The organism is Allobosea sp. 47.2.35 (assembly GCF_024655635.1).
GTDB lineage: Bacteria > Pseudomonadota > Alphaproteobacteria > Rhizobiales > Beijerinckiaceae > Allobosea.
In genome coordinates this window covers 28,700-54,938 of record NZ_JANLGI010000006.1, presented here as the reverse complement: position 1 = coordinate 54,938, position 26,239 = coordinate 28,700, and the positions used below count along the sequence as shown (strand labels likewise).

The following is a 26,239-nucleotide window of genomic DNA, read 5'->3' as shown; positions in this document are numbered from 1 at the left end:
CCGCGGTTCCCCCGTCACTACCTCTGTCAGTCCGGCGCGCGCCGTAGGCGCGACCCCCCGGAATGACAAGGGTGGCTCTTAGCCGGAATGGCCGGTGTCAGCCCTTCGCCTCGACCGGCGGCAGCGAGGCCAGAAGCCCGATCAGGGCGCGGTCGTGCAGCACGACCATGCGCTCCTTCGGCTTCAGCCAGATCGCCGCGTCGTCGACCGTCTCGGCATCGACGAGCTTGGCCTGCGCCACGGCGCGGTCGGGCTCGATCTCGCCGCGCCGGCGCGACTGGCCGTAGGGCAGCATCAGCTCATGGGCATGGCGCAGTTCGGCATCGCCATGCAGAGCCTTGATCGCGTCGGCATCGTCGTAGCCGGCCTTCTCGAACTCGGCCTGCAACTCGTTGGCGCGGGTCGCGATCGCGGGCGGGGCGCCTTCCTCCGGCGTCAGCAGGAGCTTGTGGCGCTTGAGCCAAAGGCCGATGGCGAGCTGGCCCGAGGCCCATGACAGCGGGATCGCCAGCACGAGGCCGACGATCGTCGGCGACATCCAGGCGAAGAGCGATGTCGCGATCATGAAGGCCGAGAGGCCGGTGACGACGCCGAGCACGGTATGGGTTCGGTGCCGGCGGATGATGTCCTTCAGCGGGATCGAGCCATCGTCGCGTCGCTGCGGATTCCAGCCGGTGTCGCGGCCGAGCAGGATCTGGAAGACCGAGCCGGACTGGATCAGCATCATGATCGGCGCGAAGAAGGCCGAGAACAGGACCTCGATCAGCGCCGAGACGATCAGGCGAAACGCGCCGCCGCCGGCCTGCCTGAGCTTGCTGTTGAACAGGGTCAGCAAGAGGCCGAACAGCTTCGGCGCCAGCAGGATCGCCATGGTGATCGCGAACAGGCGCAAGGCGCGCTCGGGGTCGAAGCGCGGCCAGACCGGGAAGAGCGTGAATTCCTGCGTGAAGTACTCGGGGCGCGCGTAGTTGACCTGCAGCACGATCAGGATGCCGACCACGAGCTGCATCAGCCAGAGCGGCGAAGCGAGATAGCCCATGATGCCGGTGGCGAAATGCTGGCGCGTCGGCATCACGAAGCCCTTGGCGCCCATGATCCGCGAATGCTGGAGATTGCCCTGGCACCAGCGCCGGTCGCGCACCGAGATGTCGATCAGCGAGGGCGGGCTTTCCTCATAGGAGCCCGTCAGGTCCGGCAACATGTAGACCGACCAGCCGGCGCGGCGGATCAGGGCCGCCTCGACGAAATCGTGGCTCAGCACATGGCCGCCGAAGGGCGGCTTGCCCTTCAGGTCCGGCAGGCCGCAATGGTCGGCGAAGGCCTTCGTCCGGATGATCGCGTTATGGCCCCAGTAATTGCCGTCGCGGCCTGACCACATGGCGAGGCCTGTCGCGATGACCGGACCGTAGACCCGCGCCGCGAACTGCTGGAGCCGCGCGAAGAAGGTGTTGCGGTTGATGATCAGCGGCAGCGACTGGATGATGCCGGCATCGGGATCGTTCTCCATCGCGGCGGCGAGGCGCACGATGCAGGTGCCGGTCATCAGGCTGTCGGCGTCGAGCACGACCATATGCTCGTAGAGGCCGCCCCAGCGCGTGACGAAATCGGCGATATTGCCGGCCTTGCGGTGATGGTTCTTCGGGCGGTGGCGATAGTAGACACGGCTGTTCGGGCCGAGCCGTTCCCGCAGCGCCAGGAAGGCGCGCTCCTCGGCCACCCAGACGTCCGGATTGGTGGTGTCGGAGACGATGAAATAGTCGAAATGGTCGCCGAGCCCCGTCGCCTCGACCGATTCACGGATCGCCGCCACGGCCGCGAAGATACGCGCCGAGGATTCGTTGTAGATCGGCATCACCACGACGGTGCGGTGCTTCAGGCTCTCCGCCCGGTCCGCCTTGCCGGCGCCGAACAGGACGCCGAAGAAGCCGAGCAGCGCGCTGGTGAAGGCGAGCGCGATCCAGGAGAAGTTGATCGTGAACAGCACGAGCAAGGCGTACTGCAGCGAGGTCGTGCGGCTGACCGACACGACATTGTACATTTCCCAGGCGCCGTAGGCGGTGAGCGCGAGCCCGCCGCCGAAGACGAAGAGGCGCTTCAGCCAGGGCGTCTTCCAGTTGCGCGGATCGGCCGGCGCACGGCGGTCGGAGGCCTTCCAGCTCCGGAAGGACTGTACCGGCATGACCAGCGGCTCTTCCGGCGGCGTCGCCGGCTCACGAGCCGCGCTGTAGCTGCGCTGTTCCGTTTCCATGGCGTCGCGGCGGGCTGCCGTTACCAGGTCCATCGATTCAACCAAGTCTCAGAGACGGGCTGACCGCCCGATTGCAGGACGAGCCGGAGCTCGGACAGATTGTCGTTGCCGGGGTCGACCTCGAAGCCGACGCGCATCAGCTTGCGCTCCGGATAAGGCCAGAGGCGGATGTTGTGCACGGCGCCGGGCTGGGCCGTGATCGTCGCCCGCGTCGACGCGACGAGGGCGGCGTCGGCAAGCCTGTCGCCGGTGAAGTCGACGATGAAGCGCCGACGGCGCCCTTGCGAGCCCTTGCCCTGCCGGGTGCGGGTGGCGAGCGCCAGTGGCGGGCGCTCCGGCGGCTGCCAGCACCAGGCCTGGCGATAGCTCAGCGAGGTCTCGCTGCCGGCCGCAAGCGGCTGCCGCGGCCGCCAATAGGTGATGATGTTCTTGTTGACCTCGGAGTCGCTGGGAATCTCGATCAACTGGACCGAGCCCGCACCCCAATCCCCGAGCGGCTCGTTCCAGACGCTTGGCCTGAGCTCGAAGCGCTGGTCGTCATCCTGGAAGGCGGAGGGGTCGCGCTCGCGCTGGACGAGGCCGAAGCCCTTGGGGTTCTCGTCGACGAAGGACGAGACCTGCAGGGTCGCGGGGTTGTTGACGGGCCGATAGATCCACTCGCCACCACCCGACTGCATCTGCACGCCGGAGACCTCGCCGATCGAGGACCGGACATCGTCGAAGGTGCGCCGGCTCTGCGGGCCGGAGAGGAAGGTCGCGCTCGTGCAGCCGAAGCCGACATGATCCAGCGCTTGGCGCGCGAACAACGTCATCTCGACATCGATGAAGGTGACGTCGCCCGGGCGCAGCGTCATCCGTACCGCACCGGCGACGCTCTCCGAATCGAGCAGGCCGTGAATCACCAGCGAACCCACCGCCGGGCTCGGCCGCTCGATCCAGAACGCCCGGAAGAAGGGCAGTTCCTCGCCGCGCGTCTCGCCGGGCCGCAGGATCAGGGCACGCGCCATCGCGCCGAAATTCTGGCCGCGCGCCAGGGCGCGGAAGAAGGTACCGCCCTGGAAGACCGCGACCTCGAAGGGGCGCTCCAGTCCCGCGGCGATCCGCATGCCCGAAAACTGCAGGTCGGCACTGCTCTGCGGCGGCGTGACACGCCCGTAATCGAACTTGCTGCGATCGAAGCCGATGCGGCGCACCGTGCCGTCCTCGATCGTGAACAGGCTCACCGGATTCGAGAAGACATAGCCGCGATGCAGCGGCTCCAGCGTGAAGCCGCGATTCTCGCCGGCCCAGACCGTGGCGCCCGGCTGCATCCGGATGCCCGCATACTGGTCGGCGGGGAGGGTGGTGTAGCCCTCCGGCAGGTCGTTCGTCGCCAGGGGAATCAGCGGGCGCTGGGCCAGGGCCCTGGCGGCGTCGACCACCAGAGCCGGGTCGAAACGCTGTCCGTCCACGAGGGTGGGGATGTTGAAGGACGCTGCGCCGGTCGGAGCCTGTGCCGCGGCCGGGCCGGCCAGCGAGAGCAGAGCCGCGCCACCTGCGGCGCCTTCCAGAAACTGCCTACGATTCAAGGGTTTCGACATGGGATCCAAACTACGCGGGCGACGCCCTCGCCCCTCGCGCTTCTAGAGCATTTCCAGTTCGCCTGAAAAGCCTTTCCGATCGGGAAGATGCACGCCTTTCGGATGGTGCGATCCTTCGAAATGGAGCCGGCGTCGAACCGGCACGACGGTCATCTTCCAAAGGTGCGTTTCACCGCGATTGAACTTTGCCAAAAGGCGCGCGGATCGGCTATCCACGGCGCCTGCAACGCCAGCATGCGTGAATTCGACTCTGATGCGCGGGCGGTGGTCCAACCATGCCTGCAAGGGAAACGAGAAACATGACCGAAATGCAGCCGGCCCGATCCTGCCTCGCGATCGTCCTGGCGGCCGGAGAGGGCACCCGCATGAAATCGCGCGGGCCGAAGGTGCTTCATGCGGTGGCCGGGCGGTCGCTGCTCGGGCATGCGCTGGCAGCGGTCTCGGAGGCCGGCGCGGACGCCGTCGCCGTCGTGATTTCCTCGGAACGCCCCGAGGTCGGCGAAGCCGCGCGCAAGCAGCTTCCGCATGCGCAGATCGCGATCCAGCACGAGCGCCGGGGTACCGCCCATGCGGCGCTGGCCGCGAAAGCCGCCATCGCGGCCGGCCATGACGACGTCATCATCGCTTTCGCCGACACCCCGCTCGTGCGTCCGGAAACGTTCGCCGCCTTGCGCCGGGGCCTGAGCGAAGGCGCAGCCGTCGTCGCGCTCGGATTCGAAGCGAAGGACCCGACGGGCTATGGCCGCTTCGTCGAGAAGGACGGGCGTCTCGAGGCGATCGTCGAACACAAGGACGCGACGCCGGAGCAGCGCGCGATCACGCTCTGCAATGCCGGGCTGATGGCGCTCTCCGGCGAGCACGCTCTCTCGATCCTGGAGGCCATCGGCAGCAACAATGCCCAAGGCGAATTCTACCTCACCGACGCGGTCGAAGTCGCGCGCAAGCGCGGGTTCGACGCCGTCGCGCTGCGTGCGCCGGAGAGCGAGGTGCAGGGCGTCAACGACCGCGCCCAGCTCGCCGCCGTGGAAGCGGATTTCCAGCGGCGCAAGCGCCTCGCCGTGATGCTCGGCGGCGCGACGCTGATCGCGCCCGAGACGGTCTTCTTCAGCTATGACACGCAGATCGGCCGCGATGTCGTGATCGAGCCGAACGTCGTCTTCGGGCCGGGCGTGCGCGTCGATGACGGCGCGGTGATCCACGCCTTCTCGCATCTCGAAGGCGCAACCGTCGGCGCCGACGCCAGCGTCGGCCCCTATGGCCGCCTGCGGCCGGGTGCGAGGCTCGCCGAGAAGGCCAGGATCGGCAATTTCGTCGAGGTGAAGGCGGCCGATATCGGTCCCGGCGCCAAGGTCAACCACCTCACCTATATCGGCGATGCCTCGGTCGGCGCGGCCGCGAATATCGGCGCCGGCACGGTCACCTGCAACTATGACGGCTTCAACAAGGCGAAGACGACGATCGGCGCGAATGCCTTCGTCGGCTCGAACTCGTCGCTGGTCGCGCCGGTGACGATCGGGGACGGCGCCTATGTCGGCTCCGGCTCGGTCATCACCAGTGACGTCGCGCCCGACGCGCTCGCCATCGGCCGTGGCCGGCAGGTCGAGAAGCAGGGCTGGGCGCCGACCTTCCGCGCCGCCGCCGCCGCCAGAAAAGCGGCCAAGAAAGCGGCTGAATAGCCGGGAAACGCGGCGGATCGGGCCATCCGCCGTTCACAGTTCGTCATCTAGATTGATTGGGCACGCGCGCCGATCGCGGCTATGCGCTTTGCCGACAGCAACGGCTTGAGGGGTTCGCCCATGTGCGGCATCGTCGGGATTCTGGGCAAGGAAGCAGTGGCGACGCAGGTCGTCGAGGCCCTGCGGCGGCTTGAATATCGCGGCTACGATTCCGCCGGCGTCGCGACGCTGGAAGCCGGCCAGCTCACCCGCCGCCGCGCCGAGGGCAAGCTCAAGAATCTCGAGATCCGCCTGTCGAACGAGCCGCTGGAAGGTCTTGTCGGCATCGGCCACACCCGCTGGGCGACCCATGGCAAGCCCAACGAGACCAATGCCCATCCGCATGCGACGCCGAAGCTCGCCGTCGTCCATAACGGCATCATCGAGAATTTCCGCGACCTGCGTGCCGAGCTCCAGGCGGACGGCTACGTCTTCGAGACCGAGACCGATACCGAGATCGTCGCCCATCTCGTCACCCGCGAGCTCGACCGCGGCAAGAACCCGGTCGATGCCGTGGCGGCCAGCCTGCCGCGCCTGCACGGCGCCTTCGCGCTTGCCTTCCTGTTCCAGGGCGAGGAAGACCTGCTGATCGGTGCCCGCAAGGGCTCGCCGCTGGCGGTCGGCATCGGCGACGGCGAGATGTATCTCGGCTCGGACGCGCTGGCGCTCGCGCCCTTCACCAACCTCATCGCCTATCTGGAGGAGGGCGACTGGGTTGTGCTTCACCGCCGTGGCGCGACCTTCTACGACAGGACCAACAAGCAGGTGGAGCGCCGCGCCCAGCGCGTCGCCGCCGGCGCCTTCCTGGTCGAGAAGGGCAATCACCGCCATTTCATGGCCAAGGAAATCTACGAGCAGCCCGAGGTCGTCGGCCATACGCTGACGCAGTATCTCGACATGGCCAACGGCAAGGTGCGGCTGCCCTTCGGCGACCAGATCGACTGGAAGAGCCTGTCGCGCCTGACCATCAGCGCCTGCGGCACGTCCTATTATGCCGGCCTCATCGCGAAATACTGGTTCGAGAAGCTGGCGCGCCTGCCGGTCGAGATCGATGTCGCCTCCGAGTTCCGCTACCGCGAGGCGCCGCTGCCGGACCAGGGTCTGGCGCTCTTCGTCTCGCAGTCCGGCGAAACAGCCGACACGCTGGCCGGGCTGCGCTATGCTCGCCAGAACGGGCAGGTCATCCTCTCGGTCGTCAACGTGCCGACCTCGACGATTGCGCGCGAGAGCGATGCCGTCGCGCAGACGCTCGCCGGGCCGGAGATCGGCGTCGCCTCGACCAAGGCCTTCGTCTGCCAGCTTGCGGTCTTCGCCTCGCTCGCGCTTGCCGCTGCCCGAGCCCGCGGCACGCTCTCGGCCGAGGACGAGGCCGATCATGTGCAGCATCTGATCTCGCTGCCGGGGCTGATGGCCCGGGCGCTGCAGCTCGAGCCGCAGATCGAGCAGCTTTCGCACAAGCTCTCGCGGGCCAAGGACGTGCTCTATCTCGGCCGTGGCACGAGCTTCCCGCTCGCGCTGGAAGGCGCCTTGAAGCTCAAGGAAATCAGCTACATCCACGCCGAAGGTTATCCGGCGGGCGAGCTGAAGCATGGACCGATCGCGCTGATCGACGAGGACATGCCGGTCATCGTCGTCGCGCCCTATGACGCGCTGTTCGAGAAGACCGCCTCCAACATGCAGGAGGTCGCGGCACGCGGCGGCCGGATCATCCTCGTCACCGATGCGAAGGGTGCCGCCGAATGCGGCATCGAGCCGGAGGCGACGATCATCCTGCCGGACATGGACCCGACCTTCGCGCCGATCGTCTACGCCCTGCCGATCCAGATGATCGCCTATCAGACGGCGGTTTTCATGGGTAAGGACGTCGACCAGCCGCGCAACCTGGCGAAATCCGTCACGGTGGAGTGACGGCGGCTCAGGTCTCGGGCCGGCTCGCCACGTAGAGGCCCGCACCGATCAGACACAGCGCCGCCGTCGCGAGAGCGATCGGCGGCGCGCTTGTTTGCGTCAGCAGGGCGAAGCTCAACGCCATCGAGCCGCAGGCGAGATATTTCGCATGTCGCGAGATGGCGCCGGTCTCACGCCAGCGCAGCACATGCGGCCCGAGCCTCGGATGGCCCAGCAGCCAGGCCTCGAAACGCGGCGAGGATTGCGAGAAGCACCAGGCCGCAGCGATCAGGAAGATCGTGCCGGGCATCAATGGCAGGATCAGCCCGACGACGCCCAGCGCCGTGAAGACCCAGCCCAGGGCGAACAGCAGCGGCCGCGGCCATCGGCGTCGCGGCTGATCGTCCTCGCTCACGGCCTCGTCCTTGCTTGTGTTTACCTGTGGGGACTGGCGGATGGCGCCGCCTCGCTTATCGTGTCATATCGCGGCCCGCGCTCGCGGCTGCAAGCAGGCTGGAGGTCGCGCCGGTGTTTTGGGAGAAGCGATGACTGCCGGGCCGCCCGATCCGCGCCTCGTCCTGCCGACGGAAATCCTGCGCCCGACCTGGGGTGCACGGTTGCGCCGCTATTTCCTGACGGGACTGGTCATCGCCGCGCCTCTGGCGATCACGGCCTCGGTGACCTGGTGGTTCATCAATTTCATCGACGGGCTGGTGAAGCCGCTCATCCCGAATTCCTACCTACCCGATTCCTATCTGCCCTATCCGATTCCGGGCTTTGGCCTCGTCATCGCGCTGGTCGGGCTGACGCTGCTCGGCTTCCTCACCGCCAATCTCGTCGGGCGCTCCCTTCTGAATGCGGGTGAGGCGATTCTCGACCGGATGCCGGTGGTGCGCAGCCTCTACAAAGGCGTGAAGCAGGTCTTCGAGACGATCTTCTCGCAGTCCGGCACCTCGTTCCGGAAGGTCGGGATGGTGCAGTTCCCGCAGCCGGGCATGTGGTCGATCGTCTTCATCGCGCAGGAGGCGGCGCCCGAGATCGCCGGGCGCCTGCCTGAGGGTGAGGAGCAGATCGGCGTCTTCCTGCCCTGCACGCCGAACCCGACCACCGGCTTCTTCTTCTACCTGCCGCGGCGCGAGGTCGTCGAACTCTCGATCTCGGTCGAGGACGGCGCGAAGCTCATCATGTCGGCCGGGCTGATCCAGCCCGGCGAACAGAACGGCAAGCCGAAGATCGATGGGAAGCCGCCGGTCAGCGCTTGAGCGGCACCCAGATTTCGACGGTGCCATTGCCGGTCGCGCCGTCGAAACGCTCGTCCATGCGCTCCAGCGTGACGCCCATCTCGGGCTCGCGGCCGGATTTCGGGAACCAGTCCTGCCAGATCGCCTTATAGGTCTGGGCGATGCCTGTGATGTGGCCCTTGTGCTCGAACACCGCGCAGAGCTGCTCCGGGACACTGAGTCTTGCGAATTCGTCGGTCAGGTCGCTGAAGGACGAGACCTCGGCCCCGGCGATATAGTCGAAGGCGCCGCTGTCGTCGCAATTATAGCTCGCGCCATAGGCGACATAGCCGCGCTGGCCGGGGATATGGCCGAAATGCGGGACGATCTTCTGCCAGAGCAGCGGGATGCCTTGCGTCTTGTCCATCGAGAAATGGCCGCTGAACCCGGCGATCAGCAGGGGCTTGCCGGTGACGACGCGCGGCTCGGCGATGGGGGCGGGGGTGATGTCATGCATGTTCAGCGACTCCACGAGGGCGAGCGATGAGAGGTCGCGCCGGGCGCGCAGTTCTTCCGGCGTGAGGCCGAACTGCTCGCGAAAGGCGCGGGTGAAGGCTTCGTGGGAGCCATAGCCCCAGTCGAGCGCGACCGAGAGGATATCGGGCGCGCCGTTCGCAAGCTGGCGCGCCGCCTCCGACAGCCGGCGCTCGCGCACATAGCGCATCACCGAACGGCCGGTCGCCGCGCCGAAGGCACGGCTGAGATGGAAGCGCGAGACGCCGCTGACCTCGGCGATCTCGTCGAGCGTCAACTCGGCGGTGAAACGGCTCTCGATACACCAGATGGCTGCCTTGACCGGGTCCATGTTCTCTCCACGAAGTGGCGCGACACTGGACGAGCAAGCGAGGGCTCGCTTGATCAGGATTGCTCCTGGCAGCGTCAGGGCGCCATTGCTAGGCGCCTGGCGACGAAGCCGTGACAGCAGCGATCAGCCCGCCCGCAGCAGCCGGATCGCGACGTCGCGCTCGAACAGGTAGAGCAGCACGCGGATCGCCTGGCCGCGCGGCGTCTCCAGATGCGGGTCGCGCTCGATCAGGAGGCGCGCATCGTCGCGCGCTGCCGCCAGCAGGTCGCCGTCGATCTCGGGGCGGGCAATGCGCCAGTCCGGCGAGCCCGACTGCTTGGTGCCGAGCACCTCGCCCTCGCCACGCAGTCGCAAATCCTCCTCGGCGATGCGGAAGCCGTCCTCGGTCTCGCGCATGATAGTCAGCCGCGCCTCGGCGACCGGGCCGAGCGGCCCCTTGTAGAGCAAGAGGCAGGTCGAGGCGGCCTGCCCGCGTCCGATGCGCCCGCGCAACTGGTGGAGCTGGGCGAGACCGAAGCGCTCGGCATGCTCGATCACCATGACGCTGGCATTGGGTACGTCGACGCCGACCTCGATCACCGTGGTCGAGACGAGGATCCGGGTTTCGCCGGCGACGAAGGCAGCCATGGCGGCATCCTTCTCGCGGCCGGGCATCTGGCCGTGGAGCAGGCCGACCTTGTCGCCGAAGATTTCGCGCAGCGCGTCGTAGCGCTCCTGCGCGGCCGCGACGTCGAGCGTGTCGGATTCCTGCACGAGCGGGCAGACCCAATAGGCCTGCGCGCCGCTTTCGACCGCCCGGCCGATCGCGCCGACGACCTCGTCATAGCGCTCGGAGGAGACAGCGCGGGTGACGATTGGCTTCCGGCCCGCCGGCTTCTCGGAGAGGATCGAGATATCCATATCGCCGAACCATGTCAGCGAGAGCGTGCGCGGGATCGGCGTCGCGGTCATGACCAGCACGTCGACAGCCTCGCCCTTGGAGCCGAGCAGCAGGCGCTGGTGCACGCCGAAGCGATGCTGCTCGTCGACGACGGCGAGCGCGAGATCATGGAAGGCGACGCCCTCCTGGAACAGCGCATGGGTGCCGACCGCGATGTCGATCGAGCCATCGGCCAGACCGCTGAGCACCTGCTTGCGCCCGGCGCCTTTCTCGCGGCCGGTGAGCAAAGCGAGCTTCAGGCCGGCCTTCTCCGCCAGCGGCGCCAAGCGCTCGGCATGCTGGCGGGCGAGAATTTCGGTCGGTGCCATCAGGACCGACTGGCGCCCGGCTTCGGCGGCGGCAGCCATGGCCATCAGCGCCACCACGGTCTTGCCGGAGCCGACATCGCCCTGGAGCAGGCGCAGCATCTTTTCGGGCTTGGCCATATCGGAATGGATATCGGCGATCGCCTTGCGCTGGCCCTCGGTCAACTCGAAGGGCAGGGCGGACTGGATGCGGTAGCGCAAGCCTCCGTCACCCGTGGTAGCGCGTCCGGCAATCTTCTTCTGCTGGCGGCGAACGAGCGCGAGTGCGATCTGGCTTGCGAGCAATTCGTCATAGCCGATGCGGCGCCTTGCGACGGTGTCACCCTCGGCGGCCTTGCGATCGAGCGGATGGTGCAGCGCCTCGACTGCGTGATGGAACGAAGGGAAGTCGCTCCGGGCGAGAAAGGCCGGGTCCTGCCACTCCGGCATCTCCGGACAGCGTTCGGCCGCCGCCTGCACGGTCCGCATCATCATGCGCTGGCCGATGCCCTCGGTCAGCGGGTAGACCGGCTCGAAGGCCGGCAGCGTCGCCGCGAGCTTGGGATCGAGGATGCGCTCGGGATGCACCATCTGGCGCATGCCCTCCCAGAGTTCGAGCTTGCCCGAGATCAGGCGATAGGCGCCGATCGGCAGGGTCTGCGCCAGATGCCGGGAATCGGCATGGAAGAAGACGAGCGTGACGTCGCCGGTCTCGTCCTCGACGATGATGCGATAGGGCGCCTTCTTGCCGGCGGGCGCGGGGCGATGCTCGCTGACGCGGGCGGTGAAGGTCGCGACATCGCCGATCGGCGTATCCGCGATCGAGGGGCTCGGCCGCCGGTCGACCGCGCCGGTCGGGAGCTGGAATAGCAGGTCGACGACGCGTGCAGGCCGCGTCTCGTCGCCGAGGAAGCGGTCCAGAACCTTGCCGAGCTTCGGCCCGACGCCGGACAGCGTCGTGACGGGGGCGAAGAGCGGATCGAGGATCGAAGGGCGCAAGACGTCTCGCGAAACTGTCAGGAGCGCGAAGATCGCGGCCGCTTCGCCGCTGACTTCGCCAGGTTGCGTCGCTATATAGCCTGCTCAGGCAGGCTCCGCGACGGGGCCGGCCCTATGATCATTGCGCCATCCCCCAAGGTTTTTGCCCGAGGTTCCCATGTCCGGCTCGACCCGCTCCAGCGCCGATCTCGACCCGCGCCGCCGCAAGATCCTGTTCCGCGCCTGGCATCGCGGCATGCGCGAAATGGACCTGATCATGGGCCGCTTCGCCGACGACGCCATCGCCGGTTTCAGCGATGCCGAGCTCGACGAGTTCGAGCGGCTGATCGAGGTGCTGGACCGCGACCTGCTGAGCTGGGTGACCGGAGAGGCGCCGGTGCCCGCGAATTACGACACGGAACTGTTCCGCAAGCTCAAGGCCTTCCATACACACGACAAGCCGATTCATGTGTGAGCACCGATGAAGTGCGCGCTGTCATCCCGCGCGGAGCGAAGCGCAGACCCGGGATCTATTCCGGAACGCTGCCGATAGAGGTTCAGGCATGGATCCCGGATCGGCGCCGCTTCGCGGCTTGTCCGGGATGACCTCAGGTAATTGAGAAAACGACGACTTCGATGAGCATTCCTCCCCCGTCCCAGATCGCCAAGCCGCAGCTCGATCGCCTGCTCGATGCGCTGAACCGCGGCGACAAGCCGACGCTTGCCGGCGTGCCGGATGGTTTCGACGCCGTCGTCCTTGCCGACCTGACCCGCGCCCGCGCCAAGAAGGCGGAGGGGCCGGCGCTGCTCGTCTTCATCGCGCGTGATGGCCAGCGCCTGCAGGTGCTTGAAAACGCGCTGCAATTTGTCGCGCCCGATCTGGAGGTGATGAGCTTTCCGGCCTGGGATTGCCAGCCTTATGACCGTGTCTCTCCCGCGCCTGCCATCGTCGCGCACCGGATGACGACGCTGTCGCGCCTTGCCAAGACCAAGTCGGGCGAGCGGCCGCGCCTGCTGCTGACCACCGTCAACGCCGCACTCCAGCGCGTACCCGCTTTCGGCAAGGTCGCCTCGGAGAGCTTCTCGGCCGCGCCCGGCAACGTGGTCGATACCGAACAACTGGCGCGCTGGCTCGACATCAACGGCTATCTGCGGACCTCGACCGTGCGCGAGACCGGCGAATTCGCTGTGCGCGGCGGCATCGTCGACCTGTTCCCGCCGGGCATGCCGGCGCCGATCCGGCTCGACTTCTTCGGCGACACGCTGGAATCGATCCGCACCTTCGATCCGGAGACGCAGCGCACCACCGGGCAATTGCGCGGGCTCGACCTCGTGCCGATGTCCGAAGCGCAGATGACGAGCGAAAGCATCCGCCGCTTTCGCCAGTCCTATATCTCGACCTTCGGGACGCCAGGCCGCGACGACACGCTCTATGAAGCCGTCAGCGAGGGCCGCCGTCCGGCCGGTCTGGAGCACTGGCTGCCGCTGCTGGCGGAAAAGCTCGATACGCTCTTCACCTATCTGCCCGACGTTCCTGTTGTGCTCGACCATCAGGCCGAGGATGCGGTCGGCGAACGCATCAGCCTGATCAAGGACTATTACGACGCCCGCAAGGCCGCGCTGGAGCAGGGCGGGGGCGGCGGTATTCCCTACAAGCCATTGCCGCCGGACGCGCTCTATCTCTCGCCGGCCGACTGGCGCGCGGTGATCGATGTCTCCGGTGTCGCCAGCATGACGCCGTTCCAGCTACCGGACAGCGAAGGCAAGCTGATCCTCGATCTCGGCGGCAAGCAGGGCCGCAGCTTCGCGGCCGAGCGCACCGCCGATGCCGGCGGCGTGTTCGATGCCGCCGTGGCGCATGTGAAGGCGCTGGAGGTCGAGGGCAAGCGCGTCATCCTCGCAGCCTGGTCGGAGGGTTCGCGCGAGCGCCTGGCGCATGTTCTGGCCGATCACGGCCTGAAGAGCACGCAATTGACGGGCTCGCTACGCGCCGCCTTCGATCTCAAGCCCGGCACGATCGCGCTCGCGGTCTGGGGTTTCGAGACCGGCTTCGAGGCCGGGCGCCTCGCCGTCATCGGCGAGCAGGATATTCTGGGCGACCGCCTCGTCCGCCCGCGCCGCAAGACCAAGCGCCCGCAGGATTTCATCGCGGAGCTGTCCTCGCTCGCGCCGGGCGATCTCGTCGTCCATGTCGACCACGGCATCGGCCGCTTCATCGGCCTGCAGACGATCACGGCGGCCGGTGCGCCGCATGACTGCCTTGAAATCCATTATGCCGGCGATTCCAAGCTGTTCCTGCCGGTCGAGAATATCGAGCTTCTGTCGCGCTACGGCTCCGAGGATACCGAGGTCCAGCTCGACCGGCTCGGCGGCGGTGGCTGGCAGGCGCGCAAGGCCAAGCTCAAGCAGCGCATCCGCGAGATGGCCGGAAAGCTCATCCAGATCGCGGCGGCCCGCGCGCTCAAGGATGCGCCGCGCCTGATCCCGCCCGCCGGCGTCTATGACGAGTTCTGCGCCCGCTTCCCCTATGAGGAAACCGAGGATCAGCAGAACACCATCGACGCGGTGCTCGACGATCTCGCCGCTGGGCGCCCGATGGACCGGCTCGTCTGCGGCGATGTCGGCTTCGGCAAGACGGAAGTGGCGCTGCGCGCCGCCTTCGCCGCCGCGCTCAACGGCAAGCAAGTCGCGGTCGTCGTGCCGACCACGCTGCTCGCGCGCCAGCACTACCGCAATTTCGCCGATCGCTTTGCCGGCTTGCCAGTCCATGTCGGGCAGGCCTCGCGCTTCGTCGGCTCGGCCGATCTCAAGGCGGTGAAGCAGGGCGCCAAGGACGGCACGATGGACATCGTTGTCGGCACGCATGCGCTGCTCGGCAAGGGCGTCGACTTCAAGGATCTCGGCCTCGTCATCGTTGACGAGGAGCAGCATTTCGGCGTCGCCCATAAGGAGAAGCTGAAGGAATTGCGCGCCGAGGTGCATATGCTGACGCTCTCGGCGACCCCGATCCCGCGCACGCTCCAGCTCGCCATGACCGGCGTGCGCGAGCTTTCGATCATCGCGACGCCGCCGGTGGATCGCCTGGCAGTCCGTACCTTCGTCACGCCCTTCGATCCGCTGATCGTGCGCGAAGCGCTGCTGCGCGAGCGCTATCGCGGCGGGCGCTCCTTCTATGTCGTGCCGCGCATCGAGGACATCGCCGACGTCAAGGACTTCCTCGACAAGCAGGTGCCGGAGTGCAAGGTCGGCATCGCCCATGGCCAGATGGCGGCGGGCACGCTGGAAGACGTCATGACGGCCTTCTACGAGGGCCAGTACGACATCCTGCTCTCGACCACGATCGTCGAATCCGGTCTCGATATCCCGACCGCCAACACGCTGATCGTCCACCGCGCCGATATGTTCGGCCTCGCCCAGCTCTATCAGCTCCGGGGGCGCGTCGGCCGCTCGAAGACGCGCGCCTATGCGCTCTTCACCGTGCCGGCGAACCGCAAGCTGACCGAGCAGGCCGAGAAGCGGCTGAAGGTGCTGCAATCGCTCGACACGTTGGGCGCCGGCTTCCAGCTCGCCAGCCACGACCTCGACATCAGAGGCGCCGGCAACCTGCTCGGCGACGAGCAGTCCGGCCATATCAAGGAGGTCGGCTACGAGCTCTACCAGCAGATGCTGGAGGAGGCGGTGGCGGCGCTCAAGGCCGGCATCGAGTTCGAGACCGAGACGCAATGGTCGCCGGCGATCCAGGTTGGCGCGCCGGTCATGATCCCCGAGCATTATGTCGCCGACCTGACGCTGAGGCTGACCCTCTACAAGCGCCTCTCGACCATGGACGACGATGCCGAGTTGCAATCGTTCGGCGCCGAGCTGGTCGATCGTTTCGGCCCGCTGCCGGAGGAGGTCAACCAGCTTCTGGAGATCGTGGCGATCAAGGCGCTCTGCAAGCGCGCCAATGTCGAGAAGGTCGAGGCCGGGCCGAAGGGCATCATCGTCGCCTTCCGCAACAACGAATTCGCCAATCCGGAAGGGCTGGTCGGCTTCGTCGCCAAGCAGGGCACGCTGGCCAAGGTGCGCCCCGACATGCGCGTCGTCTTCATCGACGATTTCGAGACGGTCGAGCAGCGCTTGAAGGCGACACGCCGTTTGCTGACGGATCTCGCGCGGATCGCGGAACGGAAGAAGGCGGCCTGAGCGGCCGCCTTTCACCTACATATCGAAGAACACCGTCTCGTTCTCACCCGCGAGGTTGATGTCGAGCCACCAGGTGCCGTCCGGCTTGCGCTGGGCGATCAGGGTGTGGCGGCGCGCCTCGGGCACGAGGGCGAGGATCGGGTCGGTCTCGTTGCCCTCGCCATCGGCGAAATAGAGCCGTGTCGGTAAGCGTTTGAGCAGGCCGCGGCCGAAGACCGAGAGCGCGATATGCGGCGCCTGCAGGCTGTTGCCGGGGCCTGGCACGCGGCCGGGGCGGATCGTGCGGAAGCGATAGACGCCTTGCTTGTCGGTCGAGGCGCGGCCGAAGCCGACGAAATGCCGGTCGAGTGCGACATCGGCGCGATCGTCGCTCGGGCTGGCATAGCGGCCGTTCGCGTTCGCCTGCCAGATCTCGATCATCGCGTCCTCGATCGGCTTGCCATCGGCGTCGTAGACGCAGCCGGCAAGCGCGATGACCTCACCCTCAGGTTGACCTGAGACATTCGAGCCCGAGAGCAGGAAATGCTCTGGCGGCATCAGGTCGGGCCGCGCGCCCATGTCGGAACGGCCGACCAGATCGGCGCCGCCCTTCCAGGGCAGGCCGTAATGGAAATAGGGGCCGACCGTCTGCCACGGCGTCTGGCCGAAGATCGACGGGTCCTGGCTGTCCTGCCGCGGCGCGGCGTTGCGGGTTTCCAGATCAGTGGTCGTCGTCATGCTCGTCCTCGAACGGCGTCTGGTAGCGGCCCTTGAGCACGATGTCGAAGACATAGCCCAGCGCCCAGTTCGGCTCGGTGGTGCCGATATCGAAGCGCGAGACCATGCGCTGGCGATAGGGCATCGGCACGGCATTCGCGATCGGGTCGATCTCGATCAGCGGATCGTCGGGGAAATACATCTGCGTGACCAATCGCGTCGCGAAGGCCGGGCCGAGCAGCGAGAGATGGATATGGGCCGGGCGCCAGGCATTCTTGTGGTTGCCCCAGGGATAGGCGCCGGGCCGGATCGTGACATAGCGATAGCGGCCTTGCTCATCGGTGATCACGCGGCCGACGCCGGTGAAATTCGGATCGAGCGGCGCCGGCCAGTCGTCCTTGGCGTGGATATAGCGGCCGGCGGCGTTCGCCTGCCAGATCTCGACGACGGTGTTCGGCACGGGCCTTCCGTCCTCGTCGAGAACCCGGCCGGTCACGACGATGCGCTGGCCCTGAGGTTCGGCTTTGTGCTGGGCGGTGAGGTCGGCCATCGCCGGGCCCATCAGGCGCGACCAGTCGGTCGGCCCGGTCACTTCGGTCAGCGTCTGCGGGATCGCGATCGGGGCCTGGCGCGGGCTGCGCGCCACGGTCGAGCGGTAATCCGGGGAGAGCGAGGCCGGCTGCCCGGCGTCGAGCCCCGCATAGGGAAGGATCAGGCTGCTCATGCGGCTTCTCTCTCCTTAGAGGCTCTTAGCCATGGCTCGGTGCGGGAACGCTGATCGGGCGCGCGAGCCTTGATTGCGCGGTGAGCCGGATGCCGGCATTGGCGGCGCCGTAGCCTGCATAGCCATCGCGCTGGACAATCTCGAAGAACAGACCGCCATCCAGCGTCTGGGTATAGGCCTGACGGAACGCGCCGCCTGCGTCGCTGTCATAGAGGATGTTCAGCGCCTTCATCGCGTCGATCTCCTCGCCCGTCAGGTCGGAGCGGGCTTCGAGGTCGTCATAATAGTTCTCGGGGATGGGTAGCATGGCGACGCCGTTCGCAGCCAGCCGCCTGACGGTCGCGGCGATGTCGTCGGTCGCGAAGGCGATATGCTGCACGCCGGAGCCGAAGAAATCGGTGATGAAGCGGGCCGAGAGCGTGCGGTGGCTCTGAGAGCCGTTCAGGATGAGTCTCAAGCCATGGCCGTTGCGGCCATCGAGCCCGCTCTCGATCACCTGGCTCTGCACCACGCCGCCGGGGTCGAGCACGGCCTGGCTCGGTGTCTTCCGTGTCTCGAACAGCGAGGAATAGAACAGAAGCCAGGTCAGCATCTCCTCGTACTGCATGCTCTGCGAGACATGATCGACGCCGATGAGCCCGGCATCGTCCGGGACTTCGCCGGTCGCCTCGAAATCGACCTCGGCCCAGCGGCCAAGCGCCGAGGCCTGGTCGAGGAAATAGAGCAGGCTGCCGCCGAGGCCGCGCACAGCCGGAATATCGAGCTCGTCCGGCCCGATCGCGCCGGCATGGGGCACGTCGAGCAAGGCCTTGGCGCGCGCGATCGCGGCCTGCGCATCCGGCACGCGCAAGGCGAGCGCGCAGACCGAGGTGCCATGGGTGATCTGGTAGCTATGGGCGAAGCCGTCGGCCTCGCTGTTCAGGACGATGCGGATATCGCCCTGACGCCAGAGATCGACATCCTTGGAGCGGTGTGCGCCCGAACGCGCGAAGCCAAGCGCCCGCAGCAAACGCTCGAAACCTGGCCGCTCCGCCTCCGACACCGTGAACTCGATGAACTCGACCGCCTCGACCGGGGCCGGCGGCGGCATCGGCACCGCGCCTGGCACCGGCTTGCCGACCTGCCGCGCGGTTTCGTCGAGCAGCCAGATCAGCGAGCGATGGCCGTCGAGCGCGACGGAGCGGGCCGAACCGGCCCGGAAGCGATCGTTGAAGATCTCCAGCGAGAGCACGCCGTCATAGCCGGTCGCGGCCAGCGCGCGCATGAAGCCGGAAAGGTTGAGATCGCCCTGGCCGGGCAGGCAGCGCCAGTGCCGGCTCCAGGAGAGCGGGTCCATCTGCAAGAGCGGCGCATCGGCCATCTGCACCATCTCGATCTTGTCGCGCGGGATCGTGCCGATCGCCGCGAGATCGAGCCCGCGCGCCAGGATATGGAAGGAATCGAGCACGATCCCGACCTCCGGCCGGTTGGCGCGGCGCACGATCTCCCAGGCGTCGCGATAGTCGAAGACATGCCGCCCCCAGGCCAGTGCCTCATAGCCGACGCGCAGGCCTCGCCGGCCGGCACGCTCGCCAAGCTCGGCGAAATCGGCGGCGAGCCGGTCGATGCCGGGCAGGGCTTCCGGCGAGACGCTGGAGCAGACGAAGAGCAGGTCGGTGCCCAATTCCTGCAAGAGATCGAACTTGCGCTCGGCCCGGTCGAAGACGCGTTGGCGGCGGCCCTCCGGCATGCCCTCGAAATCGCGGAAGGGCTGGCAGGTCACGATGGTCAGGTCGAGGTCGGCGCAGATGCGCCGGACTTCCGTCGGCGAGCCGGGGAAGGCGATCAGGTCGTTCTCGAAAATCTCGACCGCCTTGAAGCCGGCGGCGGCGATGGCCTCGAGCTTTTCCTGGAGCGTACCGGAGACGCAGACGGTGGCGATCGATGGAATCACGGGAGTGCCTCCTCTCAGGCCAGCTTGGCGACGGCGCGCAAATCCTCGGCCGTGGTCGAAGGCAGGCCGAAGAATTCCAGATAGGCGGGAATCTGCTCGAACAGCATGTCGGTGCCGACCTGCACTTCGCAGCCGCGGGCTCGCGCCGCAGCGAGGAAGGGCGTGATCTCCTGCGCCATCACGACCTCGCCGACGAAGGCGGAGGCGGGCAGGCGGGAGATGTCGACCGGCAGCGGATCGCCAGGCTTCATGCCGAGCGGCGTCGCATTGACGACGATGTCGAAGCCATCCGGGTCGTTCGAGCCGGTCGCCACACGCAGGGCAGGGTAGTGTGTGACCAGTCGCTGCCCGAGTTCCTCGGCGTTCGTTGCTTGCATGTCGAAGAGACCGAGCTCTGCGACGCCGGCCTTTGCCAGGGAGGCAGCGATTGCGGAGCCGACGCCGCCGGCGCCGACGACGAGCGCGCGGGCGCCAGCGAGCTTGTGCCCCTTGCGCAGCACGCCGCGCACGAAGCCCTCGCCGTCGAACATGTCGCCGCTGAGCCGGCCATCTGGTTCAAGACGCACGGCATTGCAGGCGCCGGCGATTGCGGCGGTCGGCGAGAGCACGTCGACGAGCCCGGTCGTGGTGACCTTGTGCGGCATCGTCACCAGCGCGCCATGGGCGTTGGAGAGCCGGAAGAACAGCTTCAGGAAATCGGGGTAGTCCTCGCTGCGGCAGCCCATCGGCACGACGACGGCATCGATCCCCTCGCGCTGGAAATAGGGGTTGTAGATCATCGGCGCCTTGAAGCTCTCGGTTGGATAGCCGAGATGGCCGATCAACCGCGTCGTGCCCTTGATCACGTGCCAGCCCTCGCAGGGGCCGGCTCCGGGGTGATCTCGACCGGGGCACCGCTGCGCGCCGCCCGCTTCACCGCCTCGATGACGGCGAGCGTCGCCAAGCCCTCACGTCCGGAGACGAGCGGTTCTTCTTCGCCACGGATCACGGCGCAAAAATGCCGGACCTGCGCCTGCAACGGGTCCTCAGGCACGAAGGGGATGCGCTCGCGCCTGAGCGGCTCCCACCAGCCGCGCTTGTCGCTGTGGCTCCAGAGTTCGAGCGCGGGAATGGTCAGCGATCCCAACGTGCCGCCGATCTGATAGCAGGACTGATCCTGTTTCGGATAAGCCGGGTTCTCGCCGGTCGTCAGCTCCCAGCTCCAGGGCGAGACGACGGTGTCGGAGGCGCTGACCGTGCCGAGCGCGCCATTGGCGAAACGCAGGATGGCGACGGCGGTCTCCTCGGCCGGATTGCCGCGTACGGCGTTCGAGCTCAGCGCCTGGACGCCGACGATCTCGCCGCAGAGATAGCGGAACAGGTCGATATCGTGGATCAGGTTGATCAGGATCGGCCCCGCGCCCTCCTGCCGGCGCCAGTCGACGTCGAAGTAATCATCCGGCTTCACCAGCCAGAACTGGCCGTTGAGCGTCAGGATGCGGCCGAGCCGGCCGGCATCGATCGCCTCGCGCGCCTTGCGGATCATCGGATTGTGGCGGCGGTGGTGGCCGACCAGCAATGGCACATTGGCGGCTTCCGCCGCTTGGACGAGCTTGCGGGCGCTGTCGACGCTGTCGGCCAGCGGCTTCTCGACGAGCATGGGCACGCCGGCCGCGACCAGCTCCAGCCCGTTGGCGACATGGAGCTGGTTCGGCGTCGCGACGATGACGCCGTCAGGCTTTTCGCCGACAGGGAGGGCGTCGAAACCCGGATACCAGGCGACGCCGATCTCCTCGGCGAAGGCCTTGCCGGCCGGGGCGGGATCGATGATCGCCGACAGGACGGCGCCGGGCTCGGCCCGGACATGGGCGGCGTGGCGCTTGCCGATCAGGCCTGCCCCCATCACCGCGATCTTCACCGGAGCCATCGGGGTAATCCTCACGCGGCCTGATCGTCGATCAGCTTGGCGATGCGCCTTAAGCCCAACTGATAGCCTTGCGTGCCGAAGCCAGCGATCACGCCGTCGGAGCGCATGGAGACATAGGAGTGATGGCGGAAAGCCTCGCGCTTATGCACCTGCGAGATATGGCACTCGATCACCGGTCCCTCGAAGGTGTTGAGCGCGTCGAGCAGCGCAACCGAGGTATGCGTGAAGGCGGCCGGGTTGATCACGATGCCGGCGCCGTCCTCGCGCGCCTCGTGAATCCAGTCGATCAATTCGTATTCGCGGTTGGACTGGTGGAAACGCAGTTCCAGCTTCAGCTCCTCGGCGAGCTTGCGGCAGTCGCGCTCGACATCGGCCAGGGTCTCGTGCCCGTAGATGTGTGGCTGGCGCTTGCCGAGCAGGTTCAGGTTCGGGCCGTTCAGGACATAGACGAGGCGGGACATCGATCGCATTCCGTTGAGGCGTCCGGGCCATCCCGGACGCTGAGCTTCAGTGCTTGCTGAGGATTTCGCCGAGAAACTTCCGGGTGCGCTCGTGGCGCGGGTTGTGGAAGAACTCCTCGGGCGGGGCTTCCTCGACGATCGCGCCGGAGGCCATGAAGATGACGCGGTTCGCCACCTGCCGGGCGAAGCCCATCTCGTGGGTGACGCAGATCATCGTCATGCCCTCCTCGGCGAGGCCGATCATGGTGTCGAGGACTTCCTTGACCATCTCGGGGTCAAGCGCCGAGGTCGGCTCGTCGAAGAGCATGACCTTGGGCTTCATGCACAGCGCCCGCGCGATCGCGACGCGCTGCTGCTGGCCGCCGGAAAGCTGGGCCGGATATTTCTCCGCCTGTTCCAGAATCTTGACGCGGCCGAGCAGCTGGCGGGCGGTGGCCTCGGCCTCTGCCTTGCTGGCGCCGAGCGAGCGCATCGGTGCCAGCATGCAGTTCTCCAGCACGGTCATATGTGGGAACAGGTTGAAATGCTGGAAGACCATGCCGACCTCGCGGCGCACCGCGTCGATGGTCTTCGCATCGTCGCCGAGCCTCGTGCCGCCGACCCTGATCTCGCCCTTCTGGTAGTTCTCCAGATGGTTGATGCAGCGGATCAGCGTCGACTTGCCCGAGCCCGACGGTCCGCACAGCACGATGCGCTCGCCCTTGCGGACCGAGAGGTTGATGTCGGTCAGGGCCTGGAACTCGCCATACCATTTCTCGACATGCGTCATGGCGATCATGGCGTCCGCCGAAGCGGCGTTCTGGACGGCTGGCTGGTTCATGGCCCTGACCTCGTCTGTTCGCGCGCTCAGCTCGCGGTGAAGGTGATGCCTTCGAGGCTCTCCGGGAACTTGTGCACCGGCACCTTCATCCACTTGTCGTAGATCTTCTGCAGCTCGCCATTGGCCTTGATCTTGTCGATGAAGGTGTTGATCGCGGCGTTGATCTCCTTCTCGCCGAGACGGGTGCAGGCGCCGTTGTAGAGGTTCTGGAATTCGAGCTTGTTCTCGAACTCGCCGGGGCGGGCCTGCTCGATGCGCTGCATGTAGAAGATGTTGCCGCCGATCGCCTGGACCTGGCCGGAGACCAGCGCCTGGATCGAGGGCGCATCGCCGTCATAGCGGCGGATCGTCGTGCTGGCAGGCGCGTTCTTGGTCACCTGCGTATCCTGCGCCGCGCCCTTGGCGACGGCGATCGTGTAGCGGCCCATGTCCTCGTTGGTGGTGATCTTGTCCTTCTTCGGGCCGATGAACACGATGGTGTTGGCGACATAAGGCTTGGAGAACTGCACGGCCTTGGCGCGCTCCGGCAGCATCGCCATGGTCGCGAACAGCACGTCGACACGGCCGGTGGTCAGGGCCGGGATGCGGTTATTGACCTCGAGCGGCACGAACTCGACCTGCACGCCGAGTTCCTTGGCGAAGAGCGTCGCGATATCGGCGTCGAGACCGTCCTGCTTGCCGGCGCTGGTGACGAAGCCCCACGGGGGATTGTCGCCCTGGATGCCGACGACGATCTTGCCCTTGGCCCTGATCTCGGCCGGGGTGACCGCAAGGGCAGGAGTGCCGAGCACAGCCGGGATCGCAAGCGCGGCGGCACCGGCGATGAGAACGCTGCGGCGGGTGGTCTTCATCTTCGTCATGTTTCTCTCCCTCTTGTGTTTGGTTGGTTCAGGCGGTGAACGGGGTGGTCAGCGGGCGGCGATGGCCATGCGGCGCTCGAGATGCGAGCCGTAGAGCGAGAGCGGCCAGCACAGCAGGAAGTAGAGGATGCCGACGATCCCGAAGACGAGGAGCGGCTGGAAGATCTGGTTGGAGACGATGTTCCCCGCCCGCGTCAGCTCGGTGAAGCCGACGATGGCCGCGAGCGAGGTGCCCTTGATGAGCTGGACGAGGAAGCCGATCGTCGCCGGCAGCGAGATGCGGATCGCCTGCGGCAGGACGACGTCGCGCATGCGCGAGACATAGTTCAGGCTCAACGCCTTGGCGGCTTCGGTCTGGCCCTTGGGCACGGCCTCGATCGAGCCGCGCCAGATCTCGCCGAGATAGGCGCTGGCATGCAGCGTGAAGCCGATCGCGACGGCGACCCAGGCATCGAGCTTCAGCCCGACCAGCGCGAGGCCATAGTAGACCACGAAGAGCTGCATCAGCAGCGGCGTGCCTTGGAACAGCGCGATATAGCCCGAGGTGATCCGCTCCATCAGCGGCCGGCCGGAGACCCGCATCAATGCGATGGCGAGCCCGAACACGCCGCCGCCGACGAAGCCGACCAGCGAGAGCAGCACGGTCCATTTCAGGCCGGTGAGCAGGAAGAGGAATTCGTTCGATCCCATCGCGCCCTCACTTCACCGGATAGCTGAAGTAACGGGTCGAGATCGCCGCGAAGAAGCGCATCATCACCCAGGAGATCACGAGGTAGAACAGCGTGATCGTGCCGTAGACCTCGAAGGAGCGGAAACTGTCGGATTCGATCCGCTGCGCCACCGAGGTCAGTTCATAGGCCGAGATCGCCGAGGCGATGGAGGTGGTCAGCGTCAGCAGCACGAACTGGCTGGTGAGCGAGGGGAAGATGGCCCTCAGCGCCGGCTTCAGCACGATCAGGCGGAAGACCTGGGCCTTGTGCAGGCCGAGCGCGAGGCCTGCCTCGATCTGGCCCTTGCCGATAGACTGGACGCCGCCGCGGATGATTTCGATGGCATAGGCGCCGCCATTGATGCCGAGCGCGATGATCGCGGTGGGCGTCGGGTCGAGCCGCAGGCCCGCCAGCGGCAGCGCGAAATAGATGAAGAAGATCTGAACCAGGAAGGGCGTGTTGCGGATCACCTCCACGAAGGCCTTCACCAGCCAGCGGACCGGGGCGACCTTCGAGTCGCGCAGGATCACACCGCCGATGCCGATGACGATGGCCAGCGCCATGCCGCTGATCGCGAGCAGGAAGGTGCCGAGGCAGCCCATCAGCAGGGCTGGCATCCCGTCGATCACCGGCGTGAAATCGAGCTTGTAGTTCATGGCGCTCCCTGGCGGTCGACCTTCTCGAAGGGGTCGATCCGGTTCCCGTCTGTAGTCGCGGCACCTCTCGTCGGGTGCCTTGGCCTTCAGGCTCGTCGGCTTGCGCTCCGCCGACGACATGTTAATTGTACCATCTAGTTCATTTGGTCAAGCGCAATGTACCGACTTGTCCATTTTGATGCGTTCGCCCTAGTTTCCGGGCTGGTTTTCTCGCGGGTGAAGCATGAGCAAGGCAGCGTCGATGCCGAAGGCAACGGGCCGCAAGCCGGCGTCCTGGACGCAGGACCCGGAGGGCGTCCGCCGCAACATTCTGGCCGTGGCCAAGGAGGAATTCGTCGAGAACGGCCTGAGCGGCGCGCGGGTCGACGAGATCGCGGCCCGGACCGCGACCAGCAAGCGGATGATCTACTATTATTTCGGGGACAAGGAGGGGCTTTACCGCGCCGTTCTCGAGGAGATGTACGAGCGCATCCGCGGCTTCGAGCGCAGCCTCGATCTCGCCAGCCTGCCGCCGGTGGAGGCGATGACGCTGCTCGCCGGCTTCACCTTCGACTACCACGCCGAGAATCCGGATTTCGTGCGGCTCGTCATGGTCGAGAACATCCACCATGCCCGCCATCTCGCGACCTCCGACCGGATCGCGACGCTCAATCTCTCGGCCATCGACATGATCCGGGAGGCCTATGAGCGCGGCGTGGCGGCAGGGCTGTTCCGGCCCGGCATCGAGGCGCTCGACATCCACCTGACGATCAGCGCGCTCGCCTTCTACAACGTCTCCAACCGCGCCAGTATCCGCCAGGTCTTCGGCCACGACATGGGCGCGCCCGAGGCGCTGGCACGCCGCCGCGCCGCCGCGATCGACACGGTGCTGCGCATGCTGCGCGCCTGAGGCTTCGCGGGGGCGGGCAGGCGAGGGCACCGCCGTCAGTTCCGCGCCGCGACGAGGCCGACCATCGCCTGGATTGCCAATTCGTAGCCGGCAGCGCCCAGGCCGATGATGATGCCGGTCGCCGTCCGCGAGACCAGCGAGTTGTGATAGATGCTCTCGCGCGCATGCACATTCGAGATGTGCAACTCGATCTTCGGGCCGTCGAACATCCTGAGCGCATCGAGCAGCGCGACCGATGTGAAGCTGTAGCCGGCCGGGTTGATGATGATGCCGCAGGCCTGCTGCCGCGCCTGCTGCACGCTCTCGACCAGCTCGCCCTCGAAATTGGTCTGGCGGAAATCAACGCTGAAACCGAGCGAATGCGCCTTCGCCTCGCAGCGCTCGCCGATCTCGCTGAGCGTGGTCGAGCCGTAGATATGCGGCTCGCGCTGCCCGAGCAGGTTCAGGTTGGGGCCGTTAAGGATGAAAATCCGGCGCGATGCCGCTGCTTCCTTGTCCGCCATGACACCCTCCCAGGCGAAGCTCTGCCGGCCTCGCTCGTAGCTTGTGAGCGGAACGTGATACAAGATGAACGAGAGATCAACTGATAATTCATCGATCATCAGTTGATTTGTGTGGCCGTGAGCGTAGGCTTGCGGGCAGCCTTGCTTCCTGACAGGAACGTGCGAGGGGTTTTGAGCGA

At 66.8% G+C, this 26,239-nt stretch carries 22 protein-coding genes; 6 read left to right on the top strand and 16 right to left on the bottom strand.

Annotation, left to right across the window (positions count from 1 at the left end; translation table 11 throughout):
• Window positions 1–97: 97 nt before the first annotated feature.
• The gene (mdoH, locus tag NUV79_RS09685) at window positions 98–2,281 is read right to left on the bottom strand and encodes a glucans biosynthesis glucosyltransferase MdoH (RefSeq protein WP_374679097.1); all 2,184 of its coding nucleotides are present in this window, start codon (window positions 2,279–2,281) and stop codon (window positions 98–100) included.
• Window positions 2,269–3,828, bottom strand: a complete 1,560-nt coding sequence (locus NUV79_RS09680) for an OpgD/OpgG family glucan biosynthesis protein (RefSeq protein ID WP_257732872.1) — start codon at window positions 3,826–3,828, stop codon at window positions 2,269–2,271. Before NUV79_RS09680 ends, mdoH begins: the two co-directional genes overlap by 13 nt.
• Window positions 3,829–4,136: 308 nt before the next feature.
• On the opposite strand from NUV79_RS09680, the gene glmU reads away from it, so the two are divergent.
• Both glmU and glmS read left to right on the top strand, forming a co-directional pair.
• Window positions 4,137–5,504, top strand: coding sequence for a bifunctional UDP-N-acetylglucosamine diphosphorylase/glucosamine-1-phosphate N-acetyltransferase GlmU (gene glmU, locus NUV79_RS09675; protein ID WP_257733039.1), 1,368 nt, complete (start codon window positions 4,137–4,139; stop codon window positions 5,502–5,504).
• Between the two features lie 120 nt (window positions 5,505–5,624).
• Window positions 5,625–7,451: a glutamine--fructose-6-phosphate transaminase (isomerizing) gene (gene glmS, locus NUV79_RS09670; RefSeq protein ID WP_257732871.1), complete on the top strand. Its 1,827-nt coding sequence runs from the start codon at window positions 5,625–5,627 to the stop codon at window positions 7,449–7,451.
• A gap of 7 nt (window positions 7,452–7,458) precedes the next feature.
• Here glmS and NUV79_RS09665 read toward each other — a convergent pair whose 3' ends face one another.
• Complete coding sequence (locus NUV79_RS09665; protein WP_257732870.1) at window positions 7,459–7,845, bottom strand: YbaN family protein; 387 nt, start codon at window positions 7,843–7,845, stop codon at window positions 7,459–7,461.
• 130 nt (window positions 7,846–7,975) lie between these two features.
• Here NUV79_RS09665 and NUV79_RS09660 point away from each other — a divergent pair, with 130 nt between their 5' ends.
• Window positions 7,976–8,692, top strand: a complete 717-nt coding sequence (locus NUV79_RS09660) for a DUF502 domain-containing protein (RefSeq protein WP_257732869.1) — start codon at window positions 7,976–7,978, stop codon at window positions 8,690–8,692.
• Here NUV79_RS09660 and NUV79_RS09655 read toward each other — a convergent pair.
• Window positions 8,682–9,515, bottom strand: coding sequence for an AraC family transcriptional regulator (locus NUV79_RS09655; RefSeq protein ID WP_257732868.1), 834 nt, complete (start codon window positions 9,513–9,515; stop codon window positions 8,682–8,684). The genes NUV79_RS09660 and NUV79_RS09655 overlap by 11 nt on opposite strands.
• A 123-nt stretch (window positions 9,516–9,638) precedes the next feature.
• Window positions 9,639–11,738, bottom strand: coding sequence for an ATP-dependent DNA helicase RecG (gene recG / locus NUV79_RS09650; RefSeq protein WP_257732867.1), 2,100 nt, complete (start codon window positions 11,736–11,738; stop codon window positions 9,639–9,641).
• 157 nt (window positions 11,739–11,895) lie between these two features.
• On the opposite strand from recG, the gene NUV79_RS09645 reads away from it, so the two are divergent.
• Both NUV79_RS09645 and mfd read left to right on the top strand, forming a co-directional pair.
• On the top strand, window positions 11,896–12,192 hold the full coding sequence (locus tag NUV79_RS09645; RefSeq protein ID WP_257732866.1) for an FAD assembly factor SdhE: 297 nt from the start codon (window positions 11,896–11,898) through the stop codon (window positions 12,190–12,192).
• 161 nt (window positions 12,193–12,353) lie between these two features.
• Window positions 12,354–15,902 (top strand): transcription-repair coupling factor, encoded by a 3,549-nt coding sequence (mfd, locus tag NUV79_RS09640; protein WP_257732865.1) that lies wholly within the window; start codon window positions 12,354–12,356, stop codon window positions 15,900–15,902.
• Between the two features lie 15 nt (window positions 15,903–15,917).
• Here mfd and pcaG read toward each other — a convergent pair whose 3' ends face one another.
• From pcaG to NUV79_RS09590, 10 genes are all read right to left on the bottom strand, one after another.
• A complete protein-coding gene (gene pcaG / locus NUV79_RS09635) occupies window positions 15,918–16,619 on the bottom strand; it encodes a protocatechuate 3,4-dioxygenase subunit alpha (protein ID WP_308218177.1) in 702 nt (233 codons plus the stop codon).
• Window positions 16,603–17,322: a protocatechuate 3,4-dioxygenase subunit beta gene (gene pcaH, locus NUV79_RS09630; RefSeq protein WP_257732864.1), complete on the bottom strand. Its 720-nt coding sequence runs from the start codon at window positions 17,320–17,322 to the stop codon at window positions 16,603–16,605. Before pcaH ends, pcaG begins: the two co-directional genes overlap by 17 nt.
• A 25-nt stretch (window positions 17,323–17,347) precedes the next feature.
• Window positions 17,348–19,255, bottom strand: coding sequence for a bifunctional sugar phosphate isomerase/epimerase/4-hydroxyphenylpyruvate dioxygenase family protein (locus tag NUV79_RS09625; RefSeq protein WP_257732863.1), 1,908 nt, complete (start codon window positions 19,253–19,255; stop codon window positions 17,348–17,350).
• 14 nt (window positions 19,256–19,269) lie between these two features.
• Entirely contained in the window at window positions 19,270–20,100 is an 831-nt protein-coding gene (locus NUV79_RS09620; protein WP_257732862.1) for a shikimate dehydrogenase family protein, read from the bottom strand.
• The gene (locus NUV79_RS09615; RefSeq protein WP_257732861.1) at window positions 20,097–21,161 is read right to left on the bottom strand and encodes a Gfo/Idh/MocA family protein; all 1,065 of its coding nucleotides are present in this window, start codon (window positions 21,159–21,161) and stop codon (window positions 20,097–20,099) included. Before NUV79_RS09615 ends, NUV79_RS09620 begins: the two co-directional genes overlap by 4 nt.
• Before the next feature lie 11 nt (window positions 21,162–21,172).
• On the bottom strand, window positions 21,173–21,622 hold the full coding sequence (gene aroQ, locus NUV79_RS09610) for a type II 3-dehydroquinate dehydratase (RefSeq protein ID WP_257732860.1): 450 nt from the start codon (window positions 21,620–21,622) through the stop codon (window positions 21,173–21,175).
• Window positions 21,623–21,668: 46 nt separating this feature from the next.
• Complete coding sequence (locus NUV79_RS09605; protein WP_257733037.1) at window positions 21,669–22,400, bottom strand: amino acid ABC transporter ATP-binding protein; 732 nt, start codon at window positions 22,398–22,400, stop codon at window positions 21,669–21,671.
• A gap of 68 nt (window positions 22,401–22,468) precedes the next feature.
• Complete coding sequence (locus NUV79_RS09600) at window positions 22,469–23,302, bottom strand: transporter substrate-binding domain-containing protein (RefSeq protein WP_257732859.1); 834 nt, start codon at window positions 23,300–23,302, stop codon at window positions 22,469–22,471.
• 48 nt (window positions 23,303–23,350) lie between these two features.
• A complete protein-coding gene (locus tag NUV79_RS09595) occupies window positions 23,351–23,992 on the bottom strand; it encodes an amino acid ABC transporter permease (RefSeq protein WP_257732858.1) in 642 nt (213 codons plus the stop codon).
• Between the two features lie 7 nt (window positions 23,993–23,999).
• Complete coding sequence (locus NUV79_RS09590; protein WP_257732857.1) at window positions 24,000–24,668, bottom strand: amino acid ABC transporter permease; 669 nt, start codon at window positions 24,666–24,668, stop codon at window positions 24,000–24,002.
• A 223-nt stretch (window positions 24,669–24,891) separates the two neighbouring features.
• Here NUV79_RS09590 and NUV79_RS09585 point away from each other — a divergent pair, with 223 nt between their 5' ends.
• Window positions 24,892–25,557, top strand: coding sequence for a TetR/AcrR family transcriptional regulator (locus tag NUV79_RS09585; protein ID WP_257732856.1), 666 nt, complete (start codon window positions 24,892–24,894; stop codon window positions 25,555–25,557).
• A 35-nt stretch (window positions 25,558–25,592) separates the two neighbouring features.
• On the opposite strand, the gene aroQ (NUV79_RS09580) is transcribed toward NUV79_RS09585, so the two are convergent.
• Window positions 25,593–26,060, bottom strand: a complete 468-nt coding sequence (aroQ, locus tag NUV79_RS09580; RefSeq protein ID WP_257732855.1) for a type II 3-dehydroquinate dehydratase — start codon at window positions 26,058–26,060, stop codon at window positions 25,593–25,595.
• Between the last annotated feature and the right edge of the window lie 179 nt (window positions 26,061–26,239).